Annotated in this window: 6 protein-coding genes; 3 read left to right on the top strand and 3 right to left on the bottom strand. The window is 34.4% G+C overall.

Annotated features, from left to right (window positions below; all coding sequences use genetic code 11):
* Positions 1 to 4: 4 nt before the first annotated feature.
* The gene (locus BXY64_RS05640) at positions 5 to 3058 is read right to left on the bottom strand and encodes a SusC/RagA family TonB-linked outer membrane protein (protein WP_120238939.1); all 3054 of its coding nucleotides are present in this window, start codon (positions 3056 to 3058) and stop codon (positions 5 to 7) included.
* A 417-nt stretch (positions 3059 to 3475) separates the two neighbouring features.
* Complete coding sequence (locus BXY64_RS05635; protein WP_120238938.1) at positions 3476 to 6388, bottom strand: triple tyrosine motif-containing protein; 2913 nt, start codon at positions 6386 to 6388, stop codon at positions 3476 to 3478.
* Between the two features lie 292 nt (positions 6389 to 6680).
* On the opposite strand from BXY64_RS05635, the gene BXY64_RS05630 reads away from it, so the two are divergent.
* The 3 genes from BXY64_RS05630 (at position 6681) to BXY64_RS05620 (ending at position 12061) form a co-directional block, all read left to right on the top strand.
* The gene (locus BXY64_RS05630) at positions 6681 to 9434 is read left to right on the top strand and encodes a TonB-dependent receptor (protein WP_120238937.1); all 2754 of its coding nucleotides are present in this window, start codon (positions 6681 to 6683) and stop codon (positions 9432 to 9434) included.
* A 264-nt stretch (positions 9435 to 9698) separates the two neighbouring features.
* A complete protein-coding gene (locus BXY64_RS05625) occupies positions 9699 to 11189 on the top strand; it encodes a sensor histidine kinase (protein ID WP_120238936.1) in 1491 nt (496 codons plus the stop codon).
* 161 nt (positions 11190 to 11350) lie between these two features.
* A complete protein-coding gene (locus BXY64_RS05620; protein ID WP_120238935.1) occupies positions 11351 to 12061 on the top strand; it encodes a response regulator transcription factor in 711 nt (236 codons plus the stop codon).
* Positions 12062 to 12135: 74 nt separating this feature from the next.
* Here the strand turns inward: BXY64_RS05620 and BXY64_RS05615 are convergent, their stop codons facing one another.
* On the bottom strand, positions 12136 to 14637 hold the full coding sequence (locus BXY64_RS05615; protein WP_170150584.1) for a beta-mannosidase: 2502 nt from the start codon (positions 14635 to 14637) through the stop codon (positions 12136 to 12138).
* Positions 14638 to 14802 lie beyond the last annotated feature (165 nt).

The raw sequence follows: 14802 nt of genomic DNA, 5'->3' as shown, positions 1-14802 counted from the left end.
TATCTTAGAAAGTAATATTAGCTCCTACTGAGAATACTCTTGCTTGAGGATAAATACCCTGATCTATACCTGTGTAGAAGATATTATCACTATTACCGATCTCTGGTTCGAAACCTGTGTACTTAGTAAATGTTAATAGGTTATCACCTGAAACATACACTCTAACTCTTTCTATATTAACTTTCTTAAGGATTGACTTTGGAAAAGTATATCCAATTTGAAGGTTTTTAAGTCTTAAATAATCAGCATCTTCCACCATGTAATCAGAGAAATTACCTTGATTATTATTGTTATCACTCCAGACAACTCTTGGCTCTGAATTAGAAGTTCCTTCACCCGTCCATCTATTCAAAATAGAAGTTTGGTAATTTGCATTCGGTAAGTCATAACGACGAGTAGCATCAACAATCTGGTTACCTACAACACCATACCAAAACATACTTAAATCGAAATTTTTATATGCCATGTTAATGTTTAAACCAGCTGTAAAATCAGGATGTGGATTACCTAAGTTAATTTTATCTGCATCATCCAATACTCCATCACCATTTTGATCTACATAAATCAAATCACCAGGAGCTGCATTTGACTGTATTAATTGTCCATCTACACTATGTGCATTAACCTCTGCTTGATTTTGAAAAATACCAGCTGTTTCATATCCCCAGAAATATCCGATAGGTTCCCCTACTTTAGCAATGGTCAACTCTTTCATCCCTGAAGGTCCGATATTTACACCTCCATAAATGATACCTTCATCATTGTTAATTTTCGTCATTTCATTTTTGTTAGCCGAGAAATTCAAAGTAGCTCCATATGAAAAGTCACCAATTTGATCTCTATAACCTAACAATAATTCAACCCCTTTATTTTCAACTGTTCCTCCATTTACTGTAGGCGCATCATTACCAACGTACCCTGGTATAGGTGCATCAATTAAAAGATCTTTGGTTGTTTTGTTATAATAATCAAAGTTTAAAGTAAACTTTGAACCAATCCATAAGTCAAAACCTATATCTGTTTGTTCAGAAGTTTCCCATTTTAGATCAGGGTTTGCAACTTTTGAAGGGGCAGAACCGTTTACAGTAGTCCCTGCATTGAAGTTATAGTTGTTGTTATTAACAATTGAAGATAGATAAGCAAAGTTTCCAATGTTTTCGTTACCGTTTTGTCCCCAACTAGCTCTAATTTTCAAGAAGCTAATTGGACCAAGTTTATCCTTCAAGAAATCTTCTTCTGAAATGATCCATCCAGTAGAAATAGAAGGGAAAGTAGCATAACGATTGTTAGAACCAAAACGAGAAGATCCATCATGACGAACAGTTACAGAAGCCATGTATTTGTCTCCAAAGCTATAATTAACTCGACCAAAGAATGAAAACAATGAATTCTCGTTATAGCCGCCACCAGATGTTTTACTTTCAGTGTTTCCTGAATTATCAATGTAAGCATAATCAACACCATCTATAATTAAATCACTCGCACTACCAGAAAGATTTTCATACGTACTTGTCATTGCTGTAGTACCAACTATTGCATCAACCTCATGATTACCAAACGATTTGTGATAATTAAGAGTAGTTTCCCAGTTATAGGTATACCAATTGTTCATATCCTTAGCAACACGTGTACTTGTGTTTTTAGTAATATCACTTAACTCGAAAAGCGGAGTATAAACATCATGCCACTGATAAGCATAATCGATACCTATAGATGTTTTAACTTTAAAATCTTCAAGAAATTTATATTCAGCATATAAATTTCCAACAACCTTGTCAGTTTTATATGAATCATGTAAATAAAACATACCAGCCACAGGGTTTACAATTTCCTGCATATTTCTGATAGGCTTCATAAACTCACCATTTTCGTCCTTAACTTGCGTAATAGGATCAATATTTATTGCTCTTGCAAGAGGTGAATTATACACATTATTAGGATCAACTCCTTGTGATTTAAAGCGTGAATACAATATCGATGAACCAACTTTTAGTTTTTCATCATAAGAAGTATAATCAGCATTCGCTCTAAAGTTTATACGTTCGTAGCTTGACTTATCTTCCGACACAATACCATCTTGAGAAAAATAAGAGACTGCAGAAGAATATACAATCTTCTCATTTCCTCCACTAAGTGTTAATGTATGACTTTGAATTGGAGCATTATCTCTAAAAATTTCTTTTTGCCAATCAGTACCAGAGCCGATTCCTGCAACTTCACTATCTTGAATCCAGCTAGCATGTGTATTGTTGTAACCAGAATTTAACAATGATTCATTGATGATCATTTGGTATTGTTGGGCATTTAGTAAATCCATGTTTCTCCATGCATTTTGCACACCGTAGTATCCATCATAAGATAGCTTGGCTGCTCCTTGAGTACCTTTTTTAGTTGTTACAATAACAACCCCATTGGCACCTCTAGCACCATAAATAGCAGAAGCAGAAGCATCCTTTAAAACCTCCATACTTCCAATATCTGTAGAAGCTAAATAAGAAATATCACCAACTGGATTACCATCTACAATATATAATGGCTGTGAGTTTCCAGTGGTACCAACTCCACGAATTTTTACTGCTATACCAGAACCTGGCTGTCCTGAATTGGCAGAAACCTGCACACCAGCAACCTGACCTTGAATGGCCTGCTCTGCACGTTGGATAGGCATTTTTTGAATATCTTCAGCTTTAATCGAAGATATCGCACCCGTTACTGCACTCTTCTTCTGAACACCATAACCAATCACAACAACCTCATCTAAGCCTGTTGTTTCTGTGTCCAAAATCACATTAATTTCAGTTTTATCACCTACAAGTATTTCCTGAGAGGTAAAACCAATTAGAGAAAATACCAAAACATCTTCCTTAGATACTTCAATATTAAACTTACCATCAAAATCGGTAGAAGTACCTATAGTAGTACCTTTAACAACAACCGAGGCAAATGGTAAAGGTGTACCATCTTCGGCCGAAGTAACTAAACCTGTTACAACTTGTTTTTGTGCAAAAGATTGCAAACAAAAGAAAGCCATAACTAAAAACAAGACTGTTTTTTTCATAAATTCGTTCGTTAAGATTAGAAAAAAATTAGTTTACTCATTTGGGTTATACCGATTAGTATTTAAGTAAATTCACAACTGCACTCTGTTTGTTATATATTTTTTAAATATCCATCGGCATTATACCATCGTAATTTTGACATTAAAACGGCATAACATTTATTCACCTAAATCGTTTGCAATATCTTCCAATGTTAACTCAATGTCAAAAAAACAGCTACATCACAAACTCATCATTACGACAAAACCAATACATCATTACTACATCATTACACTTATCAAAAGCTTTATCTTACTCATTTACTCACACTTAACAAACTCAACATTTCTTAAAAATTGCACACCTCTCATACATCAAAAAACAAAAAGGGCAAATCCACAAAGTAGACCTGCCCTTTTCACTTAAAATTGATATTTTTACACGTTCAGTAAGAAATCGATTAGATTTTCATCTCTTGAGAGATCAAATTTTTTCCGAAGTCTGTATCGACTAATTTCAACCCCTCGCACTGATATATTCATCAGAGGTGCAATTTCCTTAGTAGATAAATTCATTCTTAGATAAGCACACATTCGCAGATCTTTTGGGGTTAGTTGAGAATATGCACTTCTTAGCCTTCTTAAGAAGTTTTCATGCACTTGATCGAAATGTAATTCGAACTGTTCCCAATCCTGATCGCTATTAAACTCTGAATCCAGAGTTTTCATTAATTGTCGAACTTGGACAAGAGCTGTTGGATCCTTTATCTTCTTTAATGCTTTTTTCAGTTCTCCAACAGCATAGGAAAGAACCTCGTTCTTATGAATAATATTCATAGTAGAACTTGCTAACTCTCGAGTCTTAAAGTCAACTTCACTCCTTAATTTTTCATTTCTTAATTGTACAATCTCCCTTTCAGCGATTAGCGCTTCTTCTCTAAACTTTTGCTCTTTGGCCTTTAACTCCTCTTGCTGTTGCTTCTCTAACCTTTCATGCATTCTTCTTATGCGCAATCGCACTAACAACACAATGCCCCATAAAATGGCTATACTAACCAAGAGATAAATAAAATAGGCCAATTTTGAACGATACCAAGGTGGTAAAATTGTAAATTTAAACTCATCGGGAACCGATTGCACTCCATATTGATTTTGGGCAAGTACACGAAAAACATAGTCTCCTTCAGGCAAGTTTGTATACTCCTTACTTGTGTTGGTTTCCCAGTTAGAGGTATCTTGTTCGAAGCCTTGTAATTGATACTTATAGTTGACCAACTGCATTTGACTCGACTGCGGAGCACTATATTGAAAACCAATTGCATTATTCCTAAACTTAAGAATCACGGGCATCTCCTCATCCTCCCTTTTAAACCCCGAGTAAATAATTGAATCTTGCAAGCTTGTCTTATCTGCCACCTTCACTTCTCTGATTAAAGTATGGAAAGTATTCTCGTACCTTTTTCGCATTTCCGGATTATAATGAACAAATCCATCCTCAGTAGCAATTAATACATTTGACCTGTCTATTTCATAAACATTCTCAAAAGCCCCTATAAAAGAACCTCGAATCGAAGAAAAAGCCATTTCGCGTTTCTCATAAGAGTTATCTACTTGCAATTTCAATACTCCTAACTTTTCATCCTGAAAATACCAGATATCACCATTTGATTGCTCAAAAAGTTTTGTAAGCTCCTTTTCCTTTCCAAATAGATTATTTAATGATTGGTAAGCTTCAAACCTGTTGATCTCAGGAACATACTCATAAAAGCCCTTATTGGTTGTGAAAACCTCTTTATCACGAACTTTATGAATCCCAATACTTAAATCAGAAGGAAGCCCATCTTCCTTTCCATACAGTTTAAAATTAATACATGAATCCAATGTATTGTTTAAAACGATCCGATACAATCCTTTATAACCATGACTCATCCATATGCTGTTATCATCATTCCAAATCATTTCTCTGGATGATTCCTGAAAACCGCCGATTTTTTGTTTAAACCTCCACTTCCCCTTTTCCGATTCCCTTTCGAAAAGGATCAAACCAGAATAAGTTCCTCCTATCATTTGATTTGGGAATTCACTTTTATATAAATATTTCCATCCTCCTTCAACATCACAAATCAATTCACCTCTATCCTGATTGATCCTAAAAGTACCTTTAGTGTGTCCGCATATGAGCTCACCACCTATTACTTGCAAGCTCCAAACCTGACCAGAAGTTTTTTCAACAAGCCTAAACTTTTCATTCAAGTTTAAATCCATATCTAAAAAATCGTACTTACGGGCAAACAAGCCCATATTTGTTCCCAGGTACAAATATCCCTTAAAATAAATTGAGGAATATCCTGTTCCGATATCTCTTACTCTGGGAAAAGTGGTTACTGGTGAACTAATTTCAAGGTGATTAATTCCATTGTCTAAACCTAGCCAAAGATTCTTATCCGAATCCTGGAATAAACTAAGTATGGTATTATTTAGCAAACCTAAATCTGTATTAACATGCTGGATAATTTGTCCCCTTTTATTGAGAATATATAAACCATTTCTAACCGTTCCAAAAACAAAATGATCATCTCTTAGTGCTAAACCTGAGTAGATTTGCTCTTTAACAAATGACTTGTTTGCATCAAGATTCCATGATTTAGTTTCTCTTCCATTATATATAAATAAACCATTCAGGGCAGTTGCAATAAGAAGTTCATCCTCGGAGTAAGGCAGTACACTAACAATTTCTATATCTTTAAACTTTTCACCGCCTGCCACCAGATGAAAGTCTTGTCCATTCAATTTACAGAGCCCTTTTCCTAGAACCTGTACATAAAACGAATCATCTATAACAAAACTCTTACGAAAAATCATTCTGTCACCAATAATGGACAATTTATTATCCTTATAGAAAATGACTTTTTCAAAGGTGTGAAATACAATTCCATTCCTGAAGTGATAAATTTGCCATATTTCTTCGAAATCTCTTTCCGCCTCGGGAAGCAGATTTACCAAAGACCTGTAAACCAACTTGCCTTTTGAATCGGGTTCCAAATACCCAAATTCATTGTATGCTCCCACATAAACCCTGTCCGACTTGTCGATTGCCAAAGCACGCACTACCGATCTATTAGGCATTTCTATTAATCGCCAGTTGGTTCCGTCGAATTCCAGAACTCCTTCATTATTGGCAAAATACATCAATCCTTTAGAAGATTGTGTAATGTCCCAATTTTGAGTTCCTCCATGATATTCACTTCTTGGAAAATTTTTAATAAAGGGAATTCCTTTGTTTTTTACCTTGGCGAAACAAGAAAAATTTAAAAGTAGAAATAGGAGTAGTATTGTACTTGATTTATTCAAAGCAATGGCGATTTTGTTTATTGAAATATATAATGATTCATAAAAATATGCAAAGTTGTTTTAGATACTACAAAACATCAAGAATAATTTTCCTTGCTAAAAGTAAAGACTTACAATTAACAACTCTTAACATCAAAAACACCACCTCAAATACACAAAACACTACAAACCTACCACTTACAATCAATAAGCGATTTCTCAAATTAACCTTATTTAACCTTGATTCACCTTAAATCATCTAATGATACATGAATGTGAACTTTCTTTGAATTGAATTTTAAAACGAAGATTAATGTACAGAATTTTACTATCTATATTTTTCATCCTTAGCGGATTATCCTTATTTGCTCAGAAAAGTTATACATTAACTGGTAAAGTATTAGACTCGCAAGAAGAAGCTTCTTTACCTGGTGCAACCATTCTACTAATTAATAAATCGGATACCATTCAAAAAAAAGGTACCATAACCAACGAATTAGGCAATTTCAATATAAAAGTAAAACCAGGACAATATGATTTTCGAGTTTCTTTTATCGGCTATAAGGAGATTAAAAAATCAATCTCCGTAGATAAATCATCCATTGACCTGGGTCTGTTTAAATTGATTGAAAACTCTGAATTTCTTCAGGAAATAAACATTACAGAGACCTTACCGCCAACAAAAATCAAAGGCGATACCACTGTATTTAATCCAGATGCATTCAAAGTAAATCCAGATGCTACTGCAGGGGAACTCTTGGCCAAAATGCCTGGCTTTTATGAAATGGATGGTAAACTGGTTGTAGAAGGACAAGAGGTTGCTGAAGTATTAGTGGATGGGAAAAAGTTTTTTGGGAATAATATGAATCAAGCTTTGGCAACTATTCCAAACGATGTAATTAAAAACATTGAAGTTTATGAATACAAAAGCGATGAAGAAAAATTTACCGGACTAAAAAGAAATGAAGAAGATAAAAAAACCCTAAACATTGTTACCAATAAGAAAAACAAAAGACTTGTTTTTGGTGATGTGGCTGCAGGATTTGGGAAAGATAACAGATATGGTTTCGATGGGAACATTAACAGTTTTTCAGATAACAATAGCATTACAATTACTGCAAAGTCGAGAGATGTAAATGCCCCTCTAAAATTAAGCAATAGAAATTTTGGAAATAGAAGCATTGATGGAAATGACATTCAGGATGACTCTTTTGGAATCAACTTTGTAAATTCAAAAAATGAAAATGATATTGAATTTAGCTACGAATATGGCAATCAAGAATATGAAAACAAGAGCAATAGTATTAAAACTTATACATCTGATGCACTAGCTGGTCAGGTTCAAAATTCGACAAACCATTCGACCAACGACAACAATGATCACCGTATTAATCTGAGAGTATCATTAAACTCCAACCCGAAAAACAGGTTAATGCTGAATACCAATATTTCCACAACTGATGGTGAATCAAATTCCAATTCCATTTCTGATACCAAGTTAAATGGTAACCCTTTAAATTCGAATAATAACCTGAACTCATCCGAAAATAAAAACTACAACCTATATCAAACTGTAAATTATTCAAAAAGCCTGGGTAAAAAAGGTCGTTCCTTGAACTTAAATGCTGGATTTAATTACTCCAACAATGAATCCGATGGCAAACAATTGTCCGAAACTTTAAATGAAAGCAATGAAGTAAGCCAAAGTATTAATCGAATTTCAGATTCTAAAAGAAAAAACTCAGGTGTTGATGCTGGAATATCACTTAGCGAACCTATTGGTGAAAAAGGATTTGCCAGTTTAGGATATCGTTTTAATTATAACGAACAAAAATCCGATAAATACGGATATAACTTTAATGAAAGTGAAAACTCTTATAGCGATTTAGATGAACTAACCACCAATAATTTTGAAAACTCAAGTATTAAAAATGCGGGAAGATTTTCTTATAACCTTAATGGTAAAACTCATGGTTTTAGCTTAGGAGCAGATTTTGAGATGACTACGCTTAAAAATGAAGAATCATTTCCGAATAAAACAGATTTTGATAAGGATTTCTTCTCATTCAAGCCATACGTTAGGTATTCTCTTACTTTAAAGAATCAAAAAAGAATCAACTTGAACTATATGTCACGAACAATGACTCCAAACATTCGCGATTTACAAGAAGTTGTTAACCTTTCAAATCCATTAAACATTACAACAGGTAATTCTGAATTAGAACAATCAAGATCTCACACTTTAATGGCTCTTTATTCAGCGTCAAACATGAAAAAAGGAAGCCATTTATCCATTCATGCAATGGCAACCTCAACAAACAATACTTTCGGTAGAAGAACAATTGTTGCAGCTAAGGATACAACCATAAATGGAAAGTACTTTTTACCTGCAGGAGGACAATTTTCAGAACCTGTAAATCTTGATGGTCAATATTCAATAGGAACAAGTATTTCGTATAGCTTTCCTCTTAAAAAATTAAAGTCTAAACTGAACATCAACACAAGAGGTCGATTCTCTCACAATCCTACTTTTGTTAATGATAAAAAGGCATATACTAATTCATGGAACTTGAATCATGGAATGACACTTAGTTCAAACATTAATGAAAAAATAGATTTTACATTCACCAGCTCAAGCAACTATCAAAAATCCAATAATACATCAAACTCTGGTTCAGAATATTTATCTCAAACCACCTCATTAAACATGTATTGGAATTTCTATAAAGATTTGGTTTTTAGAACAAATGCAAGCAACAATTATCAAAATAACTTTTCTACCAACGATGTGGATAGCTTTTGGCATCTAAACCTTGGCATATCTACCAAAGTATTTAAAAATAAACGTGGTGAATTATCATTTACAGCTTATGATATCTTAAGCAAAGAGGATGAAAGATCTCATTATGTTAATGACCTATATACTGCAGATTATTATACAAATAAGTTGAATAAATTCTACATCCTTACCTTCAGTTATAAATTAAGAGATGGCAAAGGAAAAGGAAGAAAGCACAGAGGAGGACATGGAATGTATCCTGGTTATGGCAATTACATGATGATGTAATGCCATAAACATCAAAACAAAAAATTATTTTCTTTTAAATTTTCATAGTCAATGTTTGTAGGTCATTCTTTCGGAATGGCCTATTTTTTTTTAAGATGTATATGATTCAAGCTGATTTTAAACTGCTATATTGTTGTCAACAGCTATTTTTTTGTCTAATTTATTGATAATTGTTCATTAATTGCTGTTTAGCGCTGACTGTAATTTGGTTAATTAAGGTTAACAATTCAAACATTTACTACTGAAAGCCAGTATATTTGTTTCATGTCTAAAAACCGATTAAATCGAAAGAAATTTAAAATCATTTCACCAATGGTTTTAAGTATGTTTTTATTGGTAACTTTTGTGGGGTACTGGTTGCATTCTCAATACAATAATGAAAAGAAAAACCTGCAAGTAGAATTATCCAGACTTTATCATGTATCCATAAACGATGGAGAATTTATCCTCTTTTATCGAAATGTGATAAAACCTGCTTTGAATCATCAGGACACCATAAATTTCGAAAGCTTAAAAATAGGGTCACCAAAAACCAGTTCAGACTTTAAAAAATCTTACATCAAAGAGTTAAAAGAATTTATAGATACCAATCAAAACTATACAAATATCTTTAGAGCTATTGAAGCAAGTTCATTTATCCCTGATAGTTTAAGAGATGAACGATATTATGACATTTTAAGATTGGGTTATCGTTATCAAATTTACCCTGCTCAAATTCTTTATAATCAAAGGAAAAAATCAAATGATACTACTCAACAATTTTTAAGAAATATATTCTTAAGAAATGTTGCTATTAATTTCCCAAATATAAAAGCTGGACATGAGGATGAAATTGACAGGGAAAATATTGAATTGATTGAAAAAACCAATCATGAAGTATTAAGAAGAGGAAAATTGGGCATCATCATATATACTCGCAGGTATGATAAAGCAAGCGTTCTATACTTTGAGCATTATTTCCTACATCTAATTACAGAAATTCTACCGCAAATTATCTTCGGAATTGTATTAATCAGTCTGTCGGTATTTGCTTTGGTAGTTGCTTATCGTAGTTACCTTAGCCAAGCAAAGCTAAATATGCTTCGTTCCGATTTCGTTAGTAATATTACTCATGAACTAAAAATTCCGGTATCCACAGCAAAAGCTGCCATGGAAGCCATTCTGAATTATGGAATCTCCGACGATAAAGAAAAAACAAAGTCCTATCTTAAAATGGTTGCTTCAGAAATGAACCGCCTGGATAGTCTTACTTCAAGAGTATTGGAACACTCAAAGCTTGAGTCTAACCAACATCTATTAAAGAAGGAAGAAACCAACTTAAATGAATTTGTCGATCGAATTGTGAAGTCGGTACAACTCTTTTCTGCAAATACGATCAATATCAAATTCACTAAACCTAATGAATTGATAAGCATCCCAATCGATCAGGTCTATATTGAAGGGGTTATTCGTAATTTGATTGAAAACAGTAAAAAATATGGTGGTGATGATGTAAGTATAATTGTAAACCTTTGGCAAAAAGGATTACATGTGTACATATCCGTTATCGATAATGGTCCGGGAATTCCGAAAGAATACTTGAATAAGGTTTTCGATCGCTTTTTCAGAGTACCAACTGGCGACCAACACAATGTAAAAGGGTTTGGTTTAGGACTAAGTTTTGCGGCTTTGGTTATGAAACAACACAATGGATCAATCGGGGCTGATAATCTAACAGAACATGGCTGTGAAATAAAATTAGAATTCCCTGCTTAGACAATGAACAAAGTTAAAAGGTTTGCTGTGCCTGCGCAACTGATAACTGATAACTGATAACTGATAACTGATAACTGACATTTAAGTTTTATTAACAAAATCACCCCCACTCAATCTTCTCACATTTTCTTATCTTGCAGGGCACTCAAGCTAAGATAATCATGAACAAAACGAAGATACTTTACGTTGAAGACGAACCTAATTTAGGCCAAATCGTTTACGATTCGTTGATCCTAAAAGGATTCTATATCATTTGGGAGACAGATGGAGCACAGGTAATGTCGAAATTTCATGATTTTACTCCTGATATTTGTGTTCTGGATATCATGCTTCCAAATGTTGATGGATATCAATTGTGTGAGCACATTAGATCCAAATTTCCAACACTCCCAATTATTTTTCTTACGGCCAAAACCGAAACTCCGGATCTTGTAAAAGGTTTTGAAGCTGGAGGTACCGATTATATCCGCAAACCATTTAGCATTGAAGAATTGGCGATTCGAATCGATAACCAATTAAAGTTACATGGCATTGGCGAGAACAAAGAAACAGCAAAGGAGCAAAAAATTGAACATGATGAAATTAAATTAGGGACTTACACCTATTTCCCTAAAAGATATGAATTGATCACACCTTCGAAAACCATTAACCTTTCGAACCGTGAAGGCGAATTGCTAAAAAAACTAACCGAAATGGGAAGTAAGGTTGTGGAACGAAAAGACATTTTAATGCAGGTTTGGGGCGACGATTCATTCTTCAATTCCCGTAACCTTGATGTGTACATTAAAAAGCTTCGCAACTACTTTGCCGAAGATGATCATATTGAAATACAAACACTACGAGGCAGAGGATATTTATTTTTGGTGAAATAAAATCAGCTGTATAAAATACAAAAGGAGTACTCTTAAAATAGGTACTCCTTCTTTTATAATATAAGTTTTTACTTCTACTCAAAGGTAGTATCAAGTGTTCTAAGCTGAATCACTTTCTTGATTTCTGCCAGCGATAGTTCCGTTTCCAACTTGATGTTTACTGATTCTCCTGCCAATACATCAAAATAATTATCAGAAAAGAATCCATCTTCATCGCCAAGACTTAAAAATACATTCTTGGCCAACACATCCGATGATAAGGATATTTCATAGGCCTTTTTTTCTTCTGTTATCTTAAAATCAACATTTGGCTTAGATAAAATGAGATCTTTCCCAGGCTTAAAATACAAGATATTTCTTGCCAACACATCTTCGCCCATTCTCAATTCAACCGAAAATAATTCCTTTTTAGGATTTCTATTCTGTAAAAATGACTTAAGCTCATGAGTAAAGAAAACTTCGCTTGAATTTTTTCGAATGCTGATATCTTTACTCTTCGACCATTTTTCCTTGCCTGAAAAATCTAGCACTTTCATGATCAATTTGGCGTTGACTTCTTTCAGTGGATCATTTACCACAGCTACCTTAATACTATCATTTTCGAAATAAGGAGAAACCAACAAAGGTTCAAATCCTTTTTTTACATAGTATTGTAAAGCTTTCCATTCCTGATAATAATCGGTAGAACTCCATGAAGCAACTGGCCAGCAATCATTAATCTGCCAGTACAAGCTTCCCATACAATATGGCATGGCTCTCCGGTGCCCTTCCAAAGCAAACTTAATTCCTTCGGCTTGCAATACATGATTCACATACAAAAATGATTCAAAGTCTTTAGGTTTCTTATAATCCTTCAGCATGTAATATTCTATGGTTTCGTTTCCAATCGAAGATCGCTGATGCGATTTCATAACCTCTGAATAAATATCGTAATCCTTAGGTTCAGCATATTTTCTTACCGATTTCATTTCCGGGAAAGATTGAAAACCGTATTCACTCATGAATCGTGCAATATGCGTAGCATAAGTTTCAAATGGTTCTTTTCCCCACCATACTCCCCAGTAATGATCATCACCATTAACTAAATCCGGCTTTATACCTGTTCCTGAGGAAGGGCTTGAACTCCAATAGAACCTAGACGGATCATATTCTTTCACAGCCTTAGGTAACACCTCATGGAAAATATCAGTGTAAGCTTTCCAGACTTTCTGTGTTACTTCCTCTCCTTGTTCATTGGCTTGCTTTTTCCACCCCCAATTGTGCCAGGCAACCAGAATCTCATTGTTTCCACACCAAAGTGCTATACTTGGATGATTTCTTAGTCGCTTGATATTATCTCTTGCTTCAAGCTTTACATTATTTAAAAACTCCTGATCATCCGGATACATGGCACATGCAAACATGAAATCCTGCCAGACCAATATTCCTGCCTCATCACATAAGTCATAAAACAAATCATCTTCGTAATAACCACCTCCCCAAACGCGCAACATATTCATATTGGATTTTTTGGCAGTAGCAATAACCTTTTTCAATTGTTCCTGACTTACTCGCGAAGGGAATATATCATTGGGTATGTAATTCGCCCCTTTCATAAATACAGGTACTCCATTTACTCTAAAAAAGAAGGAAGTCCCCTTCTCATCCTTTTCTCGGACCACTTCTACGGTTCTAATACCAATTCTATGAGTCGCTTGCTCTGTTTTTCCATTAATATTTACCTGTGCCTTGATGTTGTATAGATTTTGATCTCCCAATCCATTAGGCCACCAAAGTTTGGGATTTTTAATATCAAAATCCAGCTCATAAGTGTGATTTCCCTTTTTCAATTGAACTTCTGAAGTAGCTAAGTCCATCCCACCATTCTGAATTTGAATCTCTGCCAGGACTTCCTGCTCTGCTTCCAGTTCAAGAATAGCAGTAAACCTGGCAAGATCTTCACTCACCTCATTTTGTACAATCTGTAAATCCTTAATTCTTGCATTGTCCCATGCCTTAAGTAAAATCGGGCGCCAAATACCACTGGACACCAAGCGTGGGCCCCAATCCCAACCATAATGATAACCGGCTTTACGAGTATAGATACTTACCCTCTTATTTCCTTCAACCTGGCCCAATTCAGCTTGATCATTCTCCGCTCCGGGATATACAAATCCATTAGCATCATACAAGTTTAAACCTTCACTAATTGGCGACCGAAACTCAACTTTCAGTTTATTTTTCCCGGTTTTCAAATATTTCTTTACATCAACAGTCCATTCCCGAAACATGTTATCTGCCGAAAGTACCTTCTGATCATTCAAGTAAACATCAGCATAGGTATCTAAACCTTTAAAATCAAGCACAAGTCTATCTTTATTCAAAAAATTCTGATCCAGTTTAAATTCCGTTTTATAGATCCAATCCTTTTTATCGATCCACTGCAAATCATGTTCATTTAAACGATAGAAAGGATCTTCAATCTTACCATTCGCAAGCAAGTCGGTATGAACACAACCTGGTACTTTAGCAGGCAACCAGTTTACCGAATCCGTTTCAGAAAACTCCCAATTGGAGTTCAACTCTTTCACAATCATTAAGTTTTGATTTTGTGATTTGCAGCCCAGAAGAAATAGCAGGACCACAACTAGCGCAAGACATAGTCGAGACATAAGTTTGTTTTTATTGTTTGGCTTTGGCTTTTAGGAATTCAATCGCTAAAATAATCAGAAAAAAAGAAACCGATGAATTGTAAACCAAAC

Origin of the sequence: Marinifilum flexuosum (assembly GCF_003610555.1) — a bacterium.
GTDB classification, from domain to species: domain Bacteria; phylum Bacteroidota; class Bacteroidia; order Bacteroidales; family Marinifilaceae; genus Marinifilum; species Marinifilum flexuosum.
Note: the sequence above shows the minus strand (reverse complement) of the source record. Positions and strands in the feature narration are given on the sequence as shown.